20 protein-coding genes and 1 pseudogene are annotated in these 19,345 nt (G+C 47.8%); 10 read left to right on the forward strand and 11 right to left on the reverse strand.

Annotated elements, in window-relative coordinates:
* Window positions 1-95 precede the first annotated feature (95 nt).
* Window positions 96-182 (forward strand): annotated as a pseudogene (locus E5C26_RS24745) (type II toxin-antitoxin system RelE/ParE family toxin); the annotation flags it as partial.
* A 277-nt stretch (window positions 183-459) separates the two neighbouring features.
* Here E5C26_RS24745 and E5C26_RS02685 read toward each other — a convergent pair.
* Window positions 460-840 carry a hypothetical protein gene (locus E5C26_RS02685; RefSeq protein ID WP_135314940.1) on the reverse strand — a complete coding sequence of 127 codons (381 nt, stop codon included), beginning with the start codon at window positions 838-840 and terminating at the stop codon, window positions 460-462.
* Between the two features lie 197 nt (window positions 841-1,037).
* On the opposite strand from E5C26_RS02685, the gene E5C26_RS02690 reads away from it, so the two are divergent.
* The 3 genes from E5C26_RS02690 to E5C26_RS02700 all read left to right on the forward strand — a co-directional run bounded on the left by E5C26_RS02690 (window position 1,038) and on the right by E5C26_RS02700 (window position 3,412).
* The gene (locus E5C26_RS02690) at window positions 1,038-1,457 is read left to right on the forward strand and encodes a putative T6SS immunity periplasmic lipoprotein (protein ID WP_135314941.1); all 420 of its coding nucleotides are present in this window, start codon (window positions 1,038-1,040) and stop codon (window positions 1,455-1,457) included.
* A gap of 328 nt (window positions 1,458-1,785) precedes the next feature.
* Window positions 1,786-2,082: a helix-turn-helix transcriptional regulator gene (locus E5C26_RS02695; RefSeq protein WP_135314942.1), complete on the forward strand. Its 297-nt coding sequence runs from the start codon at window positions 1,786-1,788 to the stop codon at window positions 2,080-2,082.
* Window positions 2,083-2,086: 4 nt separating this feature from the next.
* On the forward strand, window positions 2,087-3,412 hold the full coding sequence (locus tag E5C26_RS02700) for a type II toxin-antitoxin system HipA family toxin (RefSeq protein WP_135314943.1): 1,326 nt from the start codon (window positions 2,087-2,089) through the stop codon (window positions 3,410-3,412).
* Window positions 3,413-3,667: 255 nt separating this feature from the next.
* Here the strand turns inward: E5C26_RS02700 and E5C26_RS02705 are convergent, their stop codons facing one another.
* Window positions 3,668-4,750, reverse strand: a complete 1,083-nt coding sequence (locus E5C26_RS02705) for a DNA cytosine methyltransferase (protein WP_135314944.1) — start codon at window positions 4,748-4,750, stop codon at window positions 3,668-3,670.
* Between the two features lie 237 nt (window positions 4,751-4,987).
* On the opposite strand from E5C26_RS02705, the gene E5C26_RS02710 reads away from it, so the two are divergent.
* Window positions 4,988-5,896 carry a NaeI family type II restriction endonuclease gene (locus E5C26_RS02710; protein WP_135314945.1) on the forward strand — a complete coding sequence of 303 codons (909 nt, stop codon included), beginning with the start codon at window positions 4,988-4,990 and terminating at the stop codon, window positions 5,894-5,896.
* Window positions 5,897-5,969: 73 nt separating this feature from the next.
* A complete protein-coding gene (locus E5C26_RS02715; protein WP_135314946.1) occupies window positions 5,970-6,431 on the forward strand; it encodes a very short patch repair endonuclease in 462 nt (153 codons plus the stop codon).
* Here E5C26_RS02715 and E5C26_RS02720 read toward each other — a convergent pair whose 3' ends face one another.
* Window positions 6,432-7,124 carry an HNH endonuclease gene (locus tag E5C26_RS02720; RefSeq protein WP_135314947.1) on the reverse strand — a complete coding sequence of 231 codons (693 nt, stop codon included), beginning with the start codon at window positions 7,122-7,124 and terminating at the stop codon, window positions 6,432-6,434. It lies immediately after the preceding gene.
* Between the two features lie 267 nt (window positions 7,125-7,391).
* A complete protein-coding gene (locus E5C26_RS02725; RefSeq protein ID WP_135314948.1) occupies window positions 7,392-7,718 on the reverse strand; it encodes a hypothetical protein in 327 nt (108 codons plus the stop codon).
* 411 nt (window positions 7,719-8,129) lie between these two features.
* Between E5C26_RS02725 and E5C26_RS02730 the strand changes: the two genes are divergently transcribed.
* The 3 genes from E5C26_RS02730 (at window position 8,130) to E5C26_RS02740 (ending at window position 9,594) form a co-directional block, all read left to right on the forward strand.
* Complete coding sequence (locus E5C26_RS02730) at window positions 8,130-8,534, forward strand: putative T6SS immunity periplasmic lipoprotein (RefSeq protein WP_135314949.1); 405 nt, start codon at window positions 8,130-8,132, stop codon at window positions 8,532-8,534.
* Window positions 8,535-8,614: 80 nt separating this feature from the next.
* A complete protein-coding gene (locus E5C26_RS02735; protein WP_135314950.1) occupies window positions 8,615-9,172 on the forward strand; it encodes a type IV secretion protein Rhs in 558 nt (185 codons plus the stop codon).
* Between the two features lie 2 nt (window positions 9,173-9,174).
* Window positions 9,175-9,594, forward strand: coding sequence for a putative T6SS immunity periplasmic lipoprotein (locus tag E5C26_RS02740; RefSeq protein WP_135314951.1), 420 nt, complete (start codon window positions 9,175-9,177; stop codon window positions 9,592-9,594).
* A gap of 81 nt (window positions 9,595-9,675) precedes the next feature.
* On the opposite strand, the gene E5C26_RS02745 is transcribed toward E5C26_RS02740, so the two are convergent.
* Window positions 9,676-11,106 (reverse strand): 6-phospho-beta-glucosidase, encoded by a 1,431-nt coding sequence (locus E5C26_RS02745; RefSeq protein ID WP_135314952.1) that lies wholly within the window; start codon window positions 11,104-11,106, stop codon window positions 9,676-9,678.
* Between the two features lie 27 nt (window positions 11,107-11,133).
* A complete protein-coding gene (ascF, locus tag E5C26_RS02750) occupies window positions 11,134-12,585 on the reverse strand; it encodes a PTS cellobiose/arbutin/salicin transporter subunit IIBC (RefSeq protein ID WP_135314953.1) in 1,452 nt (483 codons plus the stop codon).
* Window positions 12,586-12,871: 286 nt separating this feature from the next.
* Here ascF and E5C26_RS02755 point away from each other — a divergent pair, with 286 nt between their 5' ends.
* Window positions 12,872-13,885 carry a LacI family DNA-binding transcriptional regulator gene (locus E5C26_RS02755; RefSeq protein WP_135314954.1) on the forward strand — a complete coding sequence of 338 codons (1,014 nt, stop codon included), beginning with the start codon at window positions 12,872-12,874 and terminating at the stop codon, window positions 13,883-13,885.
* 105 nt (window positions 13,886-13,990) lie between these two features.
* Here E5C26_RS02755 and E5C26_RS02760 read toward each other — a convergent pair whose 3' ends face one another.
* The 5 genes from E5C26_RS02760 to E5C26_RS02780 form a co-directional block, all read right to left on the reverse strand.
* Complete coding sequence (locus E5C26_RS02760) at window positions 13,991-15,424, reverse strand: 6-phospho-beta-glucosidase (RefSeq protein WP_135314955.1); 1,434 nt, start codon at window positions 15,422-15,424, stop codon at window positions 13,991-13,993.
* Window positions 15,425-15,447: 23 nt separating this feature from the next.
* Window positions 15,448-16,956, reverse strand: a complete 1,509-nt coding sequence (locus E5C26_RS02765; RefSeq protein ID WP_135314956.1) for a PTS transporter subunit EIIC — start codon at window positions 16,954-16,956, stop codon at window positions 15,448-15,450.
* Window positions 16,957-17,073: 117 nt separating this feature from the next.
* A complete protein-coding gene (locus tag E5C26_RS02770; RefSeq protein WP_135314957.1) occupies window positions 17,074-17,832 on the reverse strand; it encodes a MurR/RpiR family transcriptional regulator in 759 nt (252 codons plus the stop codon).
* A gap of 300 nt (window positions 17,833-18,132) precedes the next feature.
* Window positions 18,133-19,095, reverse strand: a complete 963-nt coding sequence (gene yjiA / locus E5C26_RS02775) for a GTPase (RefSeq protein WP_135314958.1) — start codon at window positions 19,093-19,095, stop codon at window positions 18,133-18,135.
* Between the two features lie 12 nt (window positions 19,096-19,107).
* Window positions 19,108-19,311, reverse strand: coding sequence for a YbdD/YjiX family protein (locus E5C26_RS02780; RefSeq protein ID WP_004953088.1), 204 nt, complete (start codon window positions 19,309-19,311; stop codon window positions 19,108-19,110).
* Between the last annotated feature and the right edge of the window lie 34 nt (window positions 19,312-19,345).

Below are 19,345 nucleotides of genomic sequence, written 5' to 3' on the forward strand. Positions count from 1 at the left end.
ATAAACATGTTTGCTTTTTATACTCACTGAAAGCCATAGCAGATCCCTCGATATGGCGAGGGCATGAGACTTCTCTCTACTTTTGTGGAGGCTACGGAATTCCTCAGCAGCGCTACGAACCAAGAGAAGTCAGGAAAGTACTTTTTGGTGACTATGAAGTGCATTATGAAATCTCGGATTGATGGCCTCTTAGTTCCGACGAATTCGAACCAAGTTAGGCGCAGCAGTAGACAGATATCATCACCGGCTATTACCCCTTCAGTTTCCTGACTATTACATTACTAACCTTATGAAGAAGATAAAAAACGGCCAGGGTTCCGATGATGTAAATGAGGCGTTCTGTAACCGTTTCAAAATGGAAGAAGAAGTAGATGCACAGAGCGAGTGCGATAATGAGCATCAATTGAAACAGTACATCGCATAAGAACCCCAAGGCCCGAGTGAATATTCCGGCTTCTTTCATTGTGCATTCTTCTCCAGTAGTTTGAGGATCTTTATAAACTCCCCCTCACCATAACGGTTGCGAACGGTTAATGCTTTAACGAAGGGTTCCATATTCGACTTAATCAGGAAGTAGAGGAAATCCAGGTTACCCGTCTGTCTCAGCTTGTAGTACACAGATGCATTCTCCCTCTCTAACCCCAGCGACTTATAAATACTGTGTTCCAGCAGCCCACCACTGGTAAGGGCAAACCCCACGGAACCGGTGGCCACCTTTGATAAGAATGCCGAACCCCCTGCGGCGATAATTTGATTTGCGATGGTTGCGGCAAGAACGCCGCTCGTAAGCATACGTCCTGCGGTTGACGAGAGTATGTCGCGATAGACTTGGTCTTGCATGTCTTTGGGAATATAGCTGGTACCCGATGGAGCAACAGGCTTCTATCATTGCCGATGACTGGTTTCTGAAGAAGTATGGCTACGCCATTTGGCTGGGGCGATTAACAATGGCGTGAGTTTTCAGGGCGTGACGGATAGAAATATAGATAAAAAGTAAGCGAATACGCGCTCTCAGTTTTTTAAGCAGAGGTAACAGGATGAACCGAATTATTTTCCCAGGAACTCTGGCTTTGTTGCTTACGGGTTGTATGCATATGAACGATCCAAGGCCGAAAAACTACACGGCCAACGTCACTACTGTTGATAATAAGGTCTGTGTGATGGTTCAACCTGAAGGGGATGAACGGCTATCCGACGTTATTATCGAGGAAATCGGTAACGCCAATCATATCTTTGGCAAGAATTTCACCGATAACAAGATGCCTGCGGTGGCATCGGATAAATGCATTCCTGACTTTAACTACAAATTCGAAGACGGAAAGTCTTACGGATTTTCAGTAACTCTACTGTCGCAAGATAAACGGTGCAATGGCATTGAGCCTGCAGCTCGGGTGTTCGGCGTTGGGTTTAACGTGCGGGACGAGGGCGGGGTAATTAGGGTTATGCCCAGAGATTGAGGGGTTATGGCTGCTAGGTAAAGTCCCGCAGTAAAAACTCAGGTCATAATAAAATGAGCGAGGGCATGCTATGAAGAAGCATTCCTGCTTTGCTCGAGCAGTGCCCCAAGAAAAGAAGCGTTAACAAATTCTGCAATCCGGCATAAATATGTGATGCCATAAGCGGTTGGGCTGAAACAATCGTATTGCGATCTCTTTAACAGCCTTTAGGCTGTATTTATAATAAAACACCCTATAAGCTGTATTTTGCATTTACAGCCTGTGGGGTGTAATGTGAATCATACAGCTTATAATCTGTACACAGCGATAAGACAGCGAGCCGCTATCTATGAATACCGTCTATCCGTTAAAAACACTAAGCCAGCTACGTCCTTTACTGGTGGGTTTTCGTAAAGCAAAAGGCCTGACGCAAAAAGACGTGTCTGAGAGGCTGGGCGTAACCCAGCAGACCTATGCACGCCTGGAGTCAAACCCTACATCAGCCAGCATGGAACGTCTGTTTAGGGTGTTTAATGTGCTGGGTATTGAAATGGTGTTTTCATCAGAGCTTACCTCTCCGGGGTGTGAAACCGAGGAAGCCTCTGCCGAACATAAAAAATCACCCGCCAGGCGGGAACAGTGGTGATGATATGCGTCGTTTGCAACAACGGTTAGCTATCTGGATGAACGGTATCCCAGTGGGATATTGGGAAAAGCACAGAGGTGAGGATCGGCTGGAATATCACCCTGACTGGATTACAGATAATCAGGGCAGGCCATTGTCGCTTTCTTTGCCTTTCACGCCGGGGAATCAGCCTTATCGCGGTAGCGTGGTACGCGATTATTTCGATAACCTGCTGCCGGATAGTGAAGGGATCCGCCGACGGCTGGCAATGCGTTATCATGCCGAAAGTCTGGATCCCTTTGATTTACTGGCTGAACTTGGCCGTGACTGTGTGGGCGCCATTCAATTGCTTGCTATTGACGAGCAACCCACCCATATCTTTTCCATCAGGCAGCGCCCGCTTTCAGAAGCGCAAATTGCTGAGATGCTTCGCAATACTGCCGCGGTGTTACCGGGACAACATGGCCAGGATGACGATCTGCGTTTATCTATTGCCGGCGCTCAGGAAAAAACAGCGCTGTTGTGGCATGACAATCAGTGGTGTTTGCCTGAGGGAAATACGCCGACCACGCATATTTTCAAATTAGCGCTGGGGCTGGTGGGAAATATGCGGGCTGATATGAGCACATCCATCGAGAATGAGTGGCTTTGTTCTCTCATTCTTGAACACTATGAAGTGCCTGTCGCAAGAACGGCTATTGCGCAGTTTGAAGATCAAAAGGCACTGATCGTTGAGCGTTTTGACAGGAAGCTATCGAGTGATAGGCAGTGGTGGATCCGTTTGCCACAAGAGGATATGTGTCAGGCTCTGGGCGTTTCACCTCTGAGGAAATATCAGTCAGAGGGTGGCCCTGGCATTACAAATATTATGGAAGTTCTGAGCCGTTCAGATCAGGCTGCAGCAGATCGCAGACACTTTTTCAAAGCGCAGATTATTTTTTGGCTACTGGCTGCCACCGATGGCCATGCAAAGAATTTCAGTCTTGCGCATTTACCACAAAATCGTTACCACATGACGCCACTGTACGATGTGTTATCCGCGTGGCCAGTGATTGGCCTGGGGAATAGCCAGATAGCCTGGCAGAAGTGCAAACTGGCAATGGCCGTTCGCGGGAGCAGTAACCATTACCTTCTTGGCCAGATCCGACGTCGCCACTGGATAAAACACGGTGAAATAACCGGGTTAGGGCAACAGGAGGTTGAATCTATTATTGAAGAGCTCCTTGCGGAAACTCCGAGAGTCATTGAACGTGTCACTGGGTTGCTGCCTGCCTCGTTTCCGCCAGAATTGGCGACACTTATTTTTGATGGCATAAGGCAGCAGTGTGTGCGGTTGGCAGGGAGAAAATAAGATGTGGAGGTAAACTTGACCATCGATGATGATCACGTTGCTTTATATATTCACTTTGGCAATAGAGTATTGCTGCAACTTTTCGCCAAACAGCTACCACTAGCCCAGCAACTGGTAAGGAAATAATTTAAGGTATTTATTATTTCAATGAAGAATTATATTTTATTTAAATGATTTTTATGACACTAATGAATGAGGCGAATATACACAAGAATAACTCCTTATCATGAATTCATTCGTGATAAGGAGTTATAACTACAGTTTAATCAACGTGTTATATACATAATTGGCAATTTCTCGTGCAAAATCAACAGGCACAGCATTACCAATTTGCTTTGCAACTTCAATTTTCGTACCACAAAATTTGAAGTTATCAGGGAACGTCATAATTCTTGCTGCTTCCCTATGAGTAATTGGACGGTGTTTTTCAGGATGTAAATAACGCCCTTTCTCCGGCTTGAAAAATTCAGTTCGAATTGTTACAGATGGACGATCCCACCATAAACGGCCAAAAAGGTCAGTACCACCACTTGGTTTGTTGATCCAACATTGTGGTGTGATCTCAGGAGCATTTCTCATCAGATCGAATCGGTTACCACCTGGTGGTACAGATTTATATCTGCGTAAGCTGACCTCTGTTGGTGTTCGGCCAAAGTGTAAGTTATATGGTGCTGGAATATCTCTTATTTCTAAGCCTTTAGGCTCATCAAGGTCACCTATTACAGACTTTACATCCCGCCAAACAGGTAAATCTACACCTTGTGCTGCTTGCTGTGGATTAATATGTGTCTTAGCTGGTGGGAAATCAGGTAATGAATCCATGGAAAAATGTTTTAGATTGTAACCGATGACAATAGCTCTACGTCTTGTCTGAGGTACACCATAGTCAGCAGTGTTTAAAACATCGTAGACGAGATGAAATCCCATATCTTTCGCGCGGGATTGTATGTCTAAAAATTCATCACTTTTCAACAAGCCCGGCACATTTTCCATGATAAACATCTTTGCGCCAGAGGAAGCTACGATATCCATGTAGGGTTCCCAAAGTGCACGACGGAGGTCACCTTCTCTTTTTTTATTCAGAAGGCTGAAACCTTGACATGGAGGGCCGCCTATAACGATATCTGCCTGTGGTATGGTTTCTTGCTGAGATAACCATTCTTCGATGTTCACTGCGATGCAATGATTACCTGGAAAATTAGCGTTATAGGTATCGCAGGCGTGCTGATTGTTATCAATGGCCAATATCCCTTCAAAATCAGGATGTTCATTGCCGAACATGAAGCCGGCACTTAGGCCGCCAGCCCCGCAAAATAGGTCGATAACTTTATAAGTCATGTTAGAAGCAACCTGCCAACTTGTTGATGAGGAAAGTAACATTCTAACGTTTAGATGAAGAGATCTAAAGCACTTTGTACTGTTTAAATATACATGTCATTTTGCGCAGTAGAAGGTTGAGATAGGTATTCATTTGGATGGCTAATTCAAGCTGATATCTAATAATCAATAATGCTTTATTTTTATAGTAGTTAGAGGGATAATTCATGTATCTAATGTTTTATGATGTAGGGTTATATGAATAATTCGAATGATGAATTAATATCCGATCAAGATATAGATAATGTTATATTGTATTTTTCAAAAATGAAAAATATAGAAGGGAAATTTTCAGAAGCAATTAGGCGTTCATTCGATGAGGTTATCGATGGTCCTAGAACTGGGCGTTTTATTTACAGGCAGTTGGAGAAAACCGAGAAAACATATTTGGGAACTAAAGTTGAAATACTACTTCGTTCAGCGTTTGAGCTTGAGCACGGTAACGTAATGGATTATACGATAAATGGTGTTGAGGTTGATTGTAAATATACAGGTAGCGGTTGGGGATGGTCTATACCTAGAGAGGCGGTTGGACATATTTGCCTTTTGGTAAAAGCTGATGATGAGAAAGGAACGGCTAGTTTAGGTATTATACGTATAAGTAATAATATTTTAAACGAAGGGAAGAACCAAGATGGAAAACGAACGATTTCTGCGGCTTCAAGAAAGCACATAAATTGGATGTTGAAGGATGTAAAAATACCAATTAGTCAGTTGTTTTTAATGGATCCTGTTATCAGAACGGAAATAATGAGAAGAGTCTCCGGTCAACAAAGGCTTAATGAGTTATTTAGAACATTTACAGGAAAAGTCATTGAGCGGGAGACCATTGCTATTGTTGCCTCTGCGAAAGATGACCCCATGAAAAGAGTCCGGGCAAATGGAGGCGCTAGAACTTATTTGGCGAGTGAGGGAATAATTATTCTTGGCCACCAAAATGAGCATCCAAGAATTTGTAGCGAACTCGGATTACCAAAAGTTGAGAAAGGGCAAGTAATATCGATAAGAATAGTTAAAGATAAAGATGGAGAATGTAAAATAGGTAATGATTTTTGGAGAGTGGCGAATGAAGGTGACGATGTTTATCCTGCTCCGGATTCTTATTAAATAGGGAAAGACTGGAGATTATTTTAGATGTAACTGATGCGCGACAGGAGTTATGTAACTTTGGAGTCGATTAATGATATTAGGCACCAGTAAGGATCCTCACAAAAAAGCCAGATCTCTGATCAAGGTTAAGGGAACTGGTATCGAGATGTGGTTAAGACTTCGTCTCCATGCCCGAGGATTCCGTTATCGAGTCAACGTGAAACAACTTCCGGGGAAACCAGATATTGTATTATCAAAGTACAAATGCGTAATATTCGTCAACGGCTGTTTTTGGCACCTACACAATTGTCACTTTTTCCAATGGCCGAAGACTAATCAAGATTGGTGGCGAGTAAAAATTTCTACCAATCGGAAGAGAGATTTGGAGGTTCAAGATAAACTCAGAGAGTTGGGATGGCGAGTAATGATTGTATGGAAATGTGCAATACAGGGGACTACAAAACTTGATGAAGAATTCTTGCTCGATTTAGTTAGCTCTTGGATAAAGAATGGCGGTCCTCTACTGGAAATTACCGGTAAAGAACCTATCTAATTAATTCTCTTTAACTAATCGCATTACTTTTTTGTAAATATCGTCGATTAATACATTTTTATTTTTAGAATAATGTAATGCACGGTGACAATTTGGACATATAGCAACTGTGTTTTCAACAGTATCTGAACCGCCATTAGCCAAATGTTTAAGATGGTGCACTTCAAGATAGGGTTTATTTTTACTGTCTGAAAATGGTGCATGACTTCCGCACGACTCGCAAATCCCTTTAGCTTCCTGTAGTACATAGGCTTTCACCATTGGGTCTCGGATGATAGCAATGGTTTGGCGAACAGCTTTAGCTGGTGAGCTGTTACCTGTCGGTTTATTAGAAATACCTTCATCTAAGTAACTTTCAACCTGATTATCAAAGTTTTTATTTTCTTCATCTAACGAAGGTTTATCATGAATAGAAATGAGTTCTATGATATTTTTTAATTTATTGGAACCAACATGCGATGCTGGTTTTAGCCCTTTTAGCCAGGTCCGGTTCAGCTCAGAATACGCATAGGAGATATTTTGCATTCTGTATTCAAAGGATTTAGGTGAGCGGCCAAATCTTTCACCTAATTTCTTATAGTAGGCTGTTTTTGAAAACGCCTCACCGGCATCATGCTTTTTCTTCATTTCAATGTATGCCAGTACTGAAGCCTCTAAATCTTCGTCGCCCCAGGCATCTCTATCATTAATCATTGTCAGCTAATCATATCGTCAAATGATATCAATTTTATGAATATGATCATGAATTGCAATTTGTTTCATGTAAAATATTTGATATTCATATCAAACATGCCGCATTTTATGATTTCTTGTACCCCAAGACGCTGATATTTCAAACCACTATAATCAAATGATTTTAGATAACCTATTGTTTTTATTATGCACATTACTAATATGCGTGATTTTGGAAACGAGGACAGCACCACTTGTGTGCCGTCCTCATACAACTATCCACTCAAATTAACCAACCAACTCTTTCCCTTCCATCTCACGCAGTGCACGGCCATAAAGGTTGCACAGCGCAGGCACCAAATGAGCCGTCGCATTGAGGTAGTGATTCAGTTGTTCCCACTGGGTGTCATCGGGTTGCGGGTGTTTTTGCATGAGGTTACCAAACAGCATCAGGCCGTGGCAGAGCCCTTCGGCCTGTTCGGCGGAGAGGGCGGCAAGGTCTAGGAGTTGTGCTGAGTCTAAGGTGCTGAGATCGAGCTGGTTGAACAGTTGGCGATAGAAGGTGAGGGTGCTTGGTACTGTTTCAGGTGTGTTGGTTGAGGAGGTGTTTTCCATATCGGTCATTTCCATTGGGGAAGAAATACCGCTACCAGAAGAGACGCTAAACTCGGGGTGGTAGCTCGAGCGGCGTTAGCGTACCGGCCCCAACGGATCCCGGCCTTCTCGAAGGAAGCACCACCCGAGCCACCATTGTTTGGGTGCGCATCGGCATGCCCGAATTTATATCATATTCGGACAGGGTTGGGGGATTCGGAACGCTAACTCCGGCTACGTATTTTGGCGCAGCCCGAAAACTATAACGCTATCGCCAAAATGAAAGAATAACCTGTACGGAATTACAGTTAAATTACTCTTTGGATTGGAATGCAACTCGCAGTTATTCGTAGTAATCTCGGGTATTAAAGTATTATCTATATATTCATTGATTATATATTTAATAACCCAGTTTATGACTGAGGGAATATTATGAAGGGTAAGTTATTGTTCACGACAGTCGGCGTGATTTTGCTAAGTGCTTGCGTGGGTGACCGTCTAGACCGGCGTTATGCGCCTGATATCCCGATAATAGCCCATGCTAAAGATAATGGCGATATCTGCATTTATCCGTTACCGAAAGAAAACGAAAAACCAGATACGGTCTATATCAGCAGTGATGCGGGTGAGAAGTTGATCGAAGTTGCTAATCAGGACTCGAAAAAAGGGATTTGTGTAACTCAAGGCGATTACTCGTTTCAGGAAAACCAGTTGTACAGCATGAGATTGAATTTTATTCCCATAGATAAACGAGAAAACCTGCAGGACGCATCCGGCAGAGTCTTTATTGCCCACTTTAAAGTGAAAAAGCTCAATGGCAGCTATGATTTATTGTGAATGGGTAAATATCTAATCTAGACCCTGTTTAAAGTAATCGCTAATATGCCATTTCCATATGGTCATAGGGAGTTTGACTCATGTTAACGAAAGAGCAGAAAAACCAACAGGTGGAAGAAGGAACGCTACGTTTAATAACGCTTGGTGAGATTTCCATGGCTCGCCAAATTTTTGGTAAATCAATCGTCTACAACCGTGTATGGATCCATTGCGATAGTTACTTACCTTTTGGTCTACAAGGTAAACATGTTGGCATGTCACCCAATGGTGAAATCTATTTCCGCCAAGAGGAGTATTTAGCAGATTTCTCTCAGATAAATAACTATGCTAAACAGCACTTTTTTATCCATGAGCTTGCCCATGTGTGGCAGCATCAACATGGGCAATGGGTGCGGCTGAGAGGGGCTTTTAGCTGGGCGGCTGATTACAACTATAAATTGGATGTGAATAAGACACTCACTAACTACTCTTTAGAGCAACAAGCTTGTATTATCGCAGATTATTGGCTGTTAATACGCTATGGTCATGGTGCTTGGGAATACGGTATCGGGCGTTTTGTTAGGTATATTGGCCCCAAAACCAATGAAATTCGCTCACAGTACGAGCAGGTTTTAGCTAAGTTTTTACGTCAGAGGTAATTATGAAACGGATTTTTATACTTTCGTTACCTTTCCTGCTCGCAGGCTGTCCTTCGATGGGGGATCGGATTCCCGTCGACTACCCCGCAATTGTCACTTTGCGCGATGGTGCAGTGTGTGTGACGGTGATGCCTGAAGGTGATGAGAAGTTAGCAGGCATCTCGATTAATCGGTTGGATGAAGCGCAAAATCGTGACTTCAAATTCTTCGACCCGCTGCGTGAAATCGCGCCCAACCAATGCACCCCCGATGAAGGCTACGTATTTGCTCCAGGGCAGAAGTATCATTTTTCCGTGAAACTGATATCCCCTAAAAAACAACAGGCGGGTGATTTTCCCTTTGCTCGCGAGTTCGTAACCGAATTCTCGGTCAATCAATCGAACGGGATTTTGCAGGTCGAAGCATTGCCGACCTCGCGTTAAGTCCAACACTGGAGCCTGAGGAACTCAGGCTCCGAAAGCCCCGAAGTAAAAGTCAGAGTCAGCTCACTCCCCCCAACCCCATCACCCCAAATCGGCCCCATTACTAGCAATAACAGTTTTGTACCACCAGAAAGACTTCTTGCGCGTGCGGGTGAGGGTGCCATTACCACTGTCATCGCGGTCGACATAAACCAGGCCATAGCGCTTGCTCATTTCCCCGGTCGAAGCCGCCACCAGGTCAATGCAGCCCCAGGTGGTGTAGCCCATCACCGGCACGCCGTCGGCGATGGCGTCGGCCATGGCACGGATGTGTTCGCGCAGGTAGCTGATGCGGTAATCGTCCTCAATCTCGCCGTCGGCATTGAACTGGTCGTGTGCGCCCAGGCCGTTTTCCACCAGGAACAGCGGTTTTTGGTAGCGGTCATACATCATGTTCATGGTAATGCGCAAACCCAGCGGATCGATGCCCCAGCCCCAGTCGCTGCGCGGAATATGCGGGTTGGTCAGGGATTTCACCACGTTGGCGGCGCTGCTGTTGTTGTCGTTCATATCGGCAGAAGCGCAGCGCGAGGCGTAATAGCTGAAGGAAACAAAATCGACGGTGTTCTTCAGGATCTCGTCGTCACCCTCTTCCATCGTGATGCTCACGCCTTTCTCGCGGAAGACCCTGGCAGAGTAGGAAGGGTAGCTGCCGCGGGCCTGCACATCGATAAAGAACAGGTTCTCGCGGTCTTTTTCCAGCGCGGCCCATACGTCTTCCGGCTTGCTGGACCAGGGGTAGAAATTGCCGCCGGCCAGCATGCAGCCCACTTGGTTGGCGGGGTTCACTTCATGCGCAATGCGCGTCGCCAGGGCGCTGGCCACCAGTTCGTGGTGCACCGCCTGGTATTTTACCTGCTCGGGGTTCTCACCGGCTTCAAACACCAGCCCGGCACCGGAAAATGGGCTGTGCAGCACAATGTTGATTTCGTTGAAGGTCAGCCAGTACTTCACCAGGCCATCAAAGGCTTCGAAGCAGGTGCGGGCATAGCGGGTGAAGAACTCCACCATTTTGCGGCTGCGCCAGGAGCCGTATTCGGTCACCAGGTGCATCGGCACGTCGAAGTGGCACAGGGTCACCAGCGGCTCGATGCCGTATTTGCGGCACTCTTCAAACAGGCTGTGGTAGAAGGCGATGCCTTCCGGGTTCGGCGTCAGCTCGTCGCCGTTCGGGTAAATCCGGCTCCAGGCGATGGAGGTGCGGAATACGCTAAAGCCCATCTCTGCCATCAGCGCAATGTCGTCGCGGTAGCGGTGGTAAAAATCAATGGCCTCGTGGCTTGGGTAAAACTCGTCTTCACGCAGGGTAAAGCGCTTCTCCAGGCCCAGTTTCACCGGCATGCGGTTGGGGCCATGCGGGATCATGTCGACCGTGGTCAACCCTTTGCCGCCCTCCAGATAACCACCTTCAGACTGGTTGGCGGCCAGGGCGCCGCCCCATAAAAACCCTTGCGGGAATGTCGAATCAGACATGAAATCCTCTGTAACTTAAATAGTGTTCTATTGGGTATTCGCGGCGTTAACGGTATTCGTCGCGGGGGCCGGGGGCGCGGTTTGGGTTGCTTCGCTTTCCGGGATGTCTTCGAAGCCCAAAAGCAGCGTGAGCACGAACGACAGCACCACGGCCAGCACCATCACGCCGCCGACCCAGACAATGCTCATCGGGTTGGTCGGGTCGAAGAACTGCACGCTGGTGAACAGGCCGGGCGAAGCCATCGAATGGCTGGCCAACCCGCCGATACCGGCGACGGCACCGCAGATAAAGCCGCTGATCAAACTGGCGATCAACGGGCGTTTAAGCCGTACTGCCACGCCATACAGCGCCGGTTCGGAAATGCCCGCCACAATGGCGGAGGCGGCAGCGGCCAGTGCGGTCTGCCGCAGTTCGCGGTTTTTGGTTTTGAACGCCACGGCCAGCGAAGAGCCGCCGAGCGACAGGTTGGCACCAATCTCTGAAGGCATCACCATGCCCTCTTTGCCGGTCTCGGCGATGGTCTGAATGATGGTTGGGGTGAATACGCGGTGCATGCCGGTCATCACCAGCAGCGGCCAAATGGCCCCCATAATGGCGACGGAAAGCCAGCCCAGGTAGCCATGCACGGTGTACACCAGCGCCGAAATCCCGCTGCCGATCCAGATGCCGACCGGGCCGATAAACACAATCGCGATCGGCGCGGCAATCAGCACAATCAGCATCGGCTTAAGGAAGTTCTTGGTCACCGCCGGGGTGATGCGATCGACCCAGCGTTCGATGTACGACAATATCCAGGTCATCACCAGCGCGGGGATCACCGTATAGGTGTATTTCACCGCCGTCACCGGGATGTAGGCGAACTCCACCGCCTGGCCCTGCGCCGCTTTGGCCATCAAGTCGATAAAGTTGGGGTGCAGCAGTACCCCGGCAATGGCGATCGCCAGTGACATGTTGGTTTTGAATTTCAGTGCCGCAGAGGCGGCCACCATCACCGGCAGGAAGAAGAACGCACCGTCGCCAATTACGTTCAGTATCACCAGCGTCGACGAGCCTTTTTCGAACACGCCGAACATATCCAGGATCATCGCCAGCAGTTTCACCATCGAACCGCCGATGATGGCCGGGATCAACGGCGACATGGTGCCGATCAGGGCGTCGAGAATACCGGCGCCAATGCCTTTCAGGGTGATTTTGCGTTTTGCCGGGGTGGTGGCGGGTGTCGCCCCCGGCATGCCGAGCGCCAGTACCGCCTGATAAGCCTTCGACACTTCATTGCCGATGATCACCTGGCACTGCTCGCCGCTGTGCACCACGCCCAATACGCCATCAATGGCTTTCAGCGCCGGGGTGTCGATCAGCGCCTTGTCTTTCACCACGAACCGCAGGCGGGTCATGCAGTGGGTAACGGCTTCGATATTGGTGAGGCCACCCAGCGCCTTCACGATAGCGGGGGAGATCTCTGCGTAATTCTTCGGCATGGAATTATCGTCTCTTTAGATAGGTATTCGGATTGCCCAAAGGCGAACTTTTACTGCCTGGGCGATCCGCCGTTCCATCTGAATGAAACGCCCACAAGAAACCGGTTTCACAAAATCATGATGTGATCTTTGTTTGGTGGCAAGAATTATGATTTTTTGGTTTTTCGTTTCGTGATGTTGATCGCTTTTAAGCCAGCAGCTACGGCAGGCGCTGGCGTGAAAACATTTCAAACCGGGGGCGTCTTGGGTAGACTGCGCAGACTCAATCGACTTTGACGGCGCAGAGATGGCAACAATACTTGAGGTAGCTAACAGGGCGGGCGTGTCGAAAGCGACGGTGTCCCGCGTGTTGTCCGGCAGCGGCTATGTCAGCCCGGAGAAGCGTGAGCTGGTGGACAAAGCCATCGCCGAAACGGGTTACCGGCCCAATCTGCTGGCGCGCAATCTGGCGACCAAAACCACCCAGACCATCGGGCTGGTGGTGACCAATACGCTGTACAGCGGTAACTACTTCAGCGAGCTGATGTTTCAGTCGGCCCGTATTATGGAAGAGCACGGCCGCCAGCTGATTTTGGCGGACGGCAAGCACACCGCCGCAGAAGAAAAGGCCGCCATTGAATACCTGCTGGATATGCGCTGCGACGGCGTGATCATCTACCCGCGTTTTCTGTCGATTAGCGAAATGGACGAGATCATTTCTCAGCACAAGCAGCCGATTTTGGTCATCAACCGTCGGCTCAGGCTTAACGACAGCTACTGCATCTTCAGCGATCAACACGCCGCCAGCGCGACGGCGGTGCAGCAACTGATCGAACGCGGGCATCGTGATATCGCTTTTATCACCGGTTCGCTGGATTCACCTACCGGGCTGGAGCGGCTCTCCGGCTACAAATCCGCGCTGGCGGAGCATGATATTGGTGTTAATGATACGCTGATTGTCGAAGGGAAGTGGAACGCACAAAGCGGCATGGCGGCGGTCGATAAGCTGCTGGCTGGCGGCCACGCTTTTAGCGCGATTGTTGCCAGCAACGACGAAATGGCCATCGGCGCCATCAAGCGGCTGACGGAATGCCAAATCCCGGTGCCGTCCGCCGTGTCGGTGATCGGGTTCGATGATATTCCCTTGGCGCCTTATACCATTCCCTCGCTGTCCAGCATGAAAATGCCGGTGACCGAAATGATTAAGGAAACCATCCATCGGCTGGTCTCGATGCTGGACGGCGGTGAGCTGAGCAAACGCCCAACTTTCCCGGCCAGCCTGATGCTGCGGGATTCAGTCGCGGTGGGGCCGCATCAGTAGGTATAAAGGAATAACGGATAAACTCTGCCGCGGTATAGTAAAAATTACAGGCGCTTAAAAGCTGTAACCCGGCGACATCCTTGTCGCATAATTTATCGTATTTGTTTAAATATCGGTTCCATTACTCGCAATGACGCGGCGGTACCAGTCAAAGCTCTTCTTTTTAGAACGAACAAAAGAACCGCTACCGTCGTCATTTTTATCAACGTAAATAAACCCGTAGCGTTTACTGTATTGACCGGTAGTAAAGGAAACGCAATCGATACATCCCCACGGGGTGTAACCCATGACGTCGACACCATCATCAATGACCGCTTTTTTCATTTGTTCAATATGCGAGCGCAAATAGGCGATACGGTAGTCGTCATTGACTTCACCGTTTTCATCTTTTTTATCAATGGCACCAAATCCATTTTCTACAATAAATAACGGCTTTTCATAACGCTCATAGAGAATATTGAGGACATAGCGCAAACCTACAGGGTCGATCTGCCATCCCCATTCAGAGGCTTTGACATGCGGGTTAGGAACACTGCCCTCAAACCCTGCCAGCGCGGTGCCTGCTCCTTCAGCCTGACTGCTGACCGCATTACTCATGTAATAGCTAAGACCTATATAGTCTGCGCAGCCATCACGCAAGATCTGCTCATCGCCAGCTTCCATCACGATATTGTAGCCTTTGCGTTGCCACTCATTTTGAATGTAAGCAGGATAATGCCCGCGCATATGGACATCACCAAACAGGAATCGCTCGCGCATTGCTTCCTGCGCATACATAACATCATCCGGATGACAGGAATACGGATAAAGCGGCACCATGGCGATCATGCAGCCGATTTGTAATGCGGGATTAATCTCATGACCCAGTTTTACTGCCTGTGCGCTGGCAACAAACTGATGGTGTAACACTTGATACATGCATTCTTCAGGGTTAGGTTCATTGGTATAAATGACACCAGAACAGCAGTAACCGAAAAGTGGGACTTTCCAGTTTCGTTGGTTGTTAATCTCATTGAATGTCATCCAGTATTTAACTTTACTCTCGAAACGTTCAATTATCGTCCGACTGAAATGGACAAAAAAATCAACAACTTTTCTATTTTTCCAACCGCCATACTCCGTCACCAGATAATTCGGCATTTCGAAGTGTGAAAGCGTGATGACAGGTTCAATACCGTATTTGAGTAACTCATCAATGAGATTTTCGTAGAACCGTAATCCTTCTTCATTCGGTTCCATTTCATCACCGCGTGGAAAAATGCGCGACCAGGCAATTGAGGTACGGAAACAGCGAAAACCCATCTCGGCAAATAATGCAACGTCTTCGCGGTAATGATGATAGAAGTCGACAGCATCGTGATTCGCGTAAAGATATCCATCCTGGATCCCATCAGTGATTATACGATCTACTCCATGAGAACCACTGGTGAGAACGTCAACAATACTTGGCCCTTTGCCCGCTTTATCCCATGCGCCTTCAACCTGATGTGCAGCAACTGCACCTCCCCACATGAAATCTTTGCGTAATTTGTTATTCATATTCATTACTCTGGTAAAAATGTTTAGACGGCACTCGGCTGAGCGAGGTTGCGCGATTCAGGTTGTTTATCTTCTTTGAAGCCAGCAACCCAGGTGAACAACACGCCCAGCACAAACGCAACGGCAATCGAGATCAGGAAGCCAATAAACTGCATCATATGGCCTTCTTTGAAGAACACGGGGAGGACAGCAATACCAGGAATACAGTAGCTCCATGAAACCGCGTTAAATGAACCAGCAATGACGCCACCGACAGCACCCGCCAGGCACCCACAAACCATGGGGCGTTTCAGGCGAAGTGCGACACCGTAGATAGCGGGCTCTGTAATACCAAAGAGTGCGGTAACACCTGCAGATAACGCCATACTTTTCAGTTCAGTGTCTTTCGCTTTGAGGTAAACACCCAACACAGCACCGGCCATACCAAAAACAGCCGACGCTTGCAGTCCGGTAAAGGTGTCGTAGCCCAACATGGCATAATTGCCCACCGTTACGGGTGTAATCCCCCAGTGAACCCCAAGTGTGACAAGTGGCATCCACAGCGCACCAACAACAAAACCAGCAATGGCAGGGCTGAGGTGATACAGCGTGTTGTATACGCCGCCAATCGCACCGCCAATGAGATTTCCTACCGGGCCAAATGCGAGGAGCGTCAGTGGCACCATCAGGGCAATACAAAACATCGGGGTGAACAAGTTACGAATGACAACCGGCAGGACTTTTTCGAAAAATCTCTGCACATAGGACATCGCCCAAACCATAAGAATGATCGGGATGATCGATGAGGTATAGCTGAGATATTGAACGGGTAGTCCCAGGAACGTCAGCGGTGCGGCACTCAGCGGGATGCCGGCGATCTCAACTAATACTTTTGAAATTTCAGGGTTTGCTACAGCGGCTTTCATCATGGTCTGCATGGCAGGATCAGCTGAGTTCGCCAGCAAAATTTTATTTGCTGTCAGCATGTTGATGTAATCAGGCGAGACTAAAGCACAGGCTGAAATAACGGCAGTAAAAGGGTTAACGTTAAATTTCTTGGCTGCCGTAAATGCCACCATAACAGGTAGAAAGGTAAAACCAGTCCAGGATACGAAGTTCAGGATGCGGTAGGTCCCGTCCGCGGGATCCATTACTCCTAACGCTGCAAGCAGAGAGATAATGCCCTGTAACACGCCGCAAGCTGCGAGCGGATAAAGGAACGGAGCAAAGATGCTCGAAATGATGTCCATGATACGGTTAACCATGCCGACATTTGGTGCAGCAACCACAATACTTTCATCGATATTCAATAACTTCTGTACTTCACGATATGCATCACTGACATGATTACCAATCACAACCTGCATTTGCCCACTGGACTCTACAGCAGTGATGACGCCTTTTACGCGCTTAAGTGTGGCCATATCACTCTTTGAATAATCCTTAAGCACAAAGCGTAATCTCGTGGCACAATGAGTGATGCTGATCACATTTTCGTCACCACCTAGCAGTCGTACTATCTCTTTTGCGGATTCAGCATAGTTAATTGCCATAGCGTTTTTTCCATTGCCTAAGGGAGTTCAAGCCGGTGAAGCTTGAGTTATTTAAGGCATATTAGAAAAGGGCACAGGCAAAGTCACGCAGTCACAATATTTTAAAATGGTTACCAATTACAAAAATGTCACACCCTGTGACGTGCCTTTTTTTATTTCAATGGCCAATTTACGCCCTATCGATTCAAGAATGAAAAGAACAGGAACCTGTGTCGTAACATCATATTCTTTATCTATGAGAATTCTGGAAACATGATAATTGATATTAAAATCTGCAAGTTTTGCAAGCGTTGAATCTGGATTGCTTGTTATAGCAATAACCTCACATTTGTGGATCACAAATTGTCGGGCAAGTTTAATGATCTCCGGTGTTTCCCCTGATACGGAAAGAATAATAGCCACTGCGCTCTGTAACATATCAGTACCGACAGGATAATAAGGATCATCGATATGATTACTGAATTTACCTACATTTGAAAAAAATCTTGCACCATACCTGCCAAGGGTTCCCGAGCTTCCTGCTCCCACAAAGAACACACGTTCGGCATGTTGTATATGTTTTACCGCATCACTGATTGACTGCTCGTACTCATCATTTCTTATGCTTTTAAAATAACTGATAATCTCTTCAGCACCATTAGGTATTTGCAATATATCATTATTTCCAATATGAATTTTCAGGTACGCTTTTAGCTCTGAATACCCATCAAACCCCATTTTTTTGCAAAATCGCAGAACCGTCGCTGTTGATACCAGCGAGTTATCAGCAAGTTCCCGTATGGTCATATAAATAACTGAATTGAAGTTTTTTAAAATATAATTATTGACCTGGCTTTCGAGTAAATTCAGTGAGGATATTTTTTTTGTATCGAACATGATTTGTCCTTGAAACCGATCGTAGATGATGATCATCCTGTCACAGGTTGTAACGTGGTACACGTTTTTTCACTTGTTGGGGCATTTGAATGCTAAAACTGTTTGTCAGATTTGTGATAGCACACACATTCTCTATACCCTAAATAATAGGCGTTGCATCACGGTGACAAGTTTTGTAACCAAGGGCTTTCAGTAAGTGGTTGGAGTAACAAATCTGTCGGGAACAGATTTGAACGCGACTTGCAGTGACTCTTAAGGGGTGTGGCCCATGGACGGGCCACTTAACTTGATAGGGTTCTCTCAACCCAACTCGGCAAACCGTTGGCGAATGGTGTCCTCCGGCAAATCGACCCCAATAAACACCAGCGTACTGCGACGTTCTTCGTCAGGTAACCACTCGCGGTCCCAGTCGGCGTTATACAGCCGTTGCACGCCCTGGAACAGCAGGCGACGCGGCTCGTCCTGAATCGACAAAATCCCTTTATAACGCAGCAGGCTGTCGGCGTATTCCAGCAGCAGGCCTTCCATCACTTCAGAAACCTGCATCAGCTCCAGCGGCTGGTCGTGGTACACCACAATCGACTGAATGTTGTTTTGCGCCTGCGGAATGCGGCGGAACAGCGGGGCGGGCGGCGTCAGGTTCAGCTTGTCGTTCAGCACAAAGCCTTCGATGTCGAACAGCACGCTTAGATCGATATCGCCGTGCGTCACTGTATAAACCGGGGCGCGGGCGTTCATCTGTTGCAGCCGCTGGGTCAGCGCTTCACAGTCCGGTGCCACGTCGGTTTTGGTCAGCAGAATACGGTCGGCGTAGCCCACCTGCGCCTGCGCGATGCTGAACTGGTGGAGTTGTTGGTCTGCGTGTACGGCGTCCACCAGCGTGATGATGCCGTCCAGCAGGAAGCGTTCGCAGAGGATCTCGTGCGAGAAAAAGGTCTGGGTGATCGGGCCGGGGTCGGCCATGCCGGTGCATTCAATGATCAGCCGATCGAACTCCAGTTGGCCCTGATCGACGCCGTCCAGCAAGTCCAGCAGTGCGTCTGCCAGCTCGTTGGATTTGCTGCAGCAGATGCAGCCGTTGCTCAGGGTGGTGATGCGGCTGGCGCGATCGCCAATCAGTGCGTTGTCGATCGGCACTTCGCCGAACTCGTTTTCAATCACGGCAATCTTGTAGCCGTGTTCGGCGTTAAGAATATGGCGGAGCAGGGTGGTTTTACCGGCACCCAAAAAGCCGGTCAGAATGGTGACTGCGATGGGTTTCATTATGGGTCCTTGTTAACAACAGCGCATACCGCCTTTGCCGTCCCCACCGTAGCGGGCCTGCTGGCGTTCGCGGAAAAACTCTTTATAGGTCATCACCGGCTTGTCCGGGTGGTTGTCTTTCATATGCTGGACATAGGTATCGTAGTCAGGCACGCCGACCAACATGCGCGCCGCCTGCCCGAGATATTTACCCGCCTGGCCGAGATTACCGAACATAGCCTTCTCCCAAAAAATGACCCTGCATAATAGA

Source organism: Serratia proteamaculans (assembly GCF_004684015.1).
Lineage (GTDB): Bacteria > Pseudomonadota > Gammaproteobacteria > Enterobacterales > Enterobacteriaceae > Serratia > Serratia proteamaculans_F.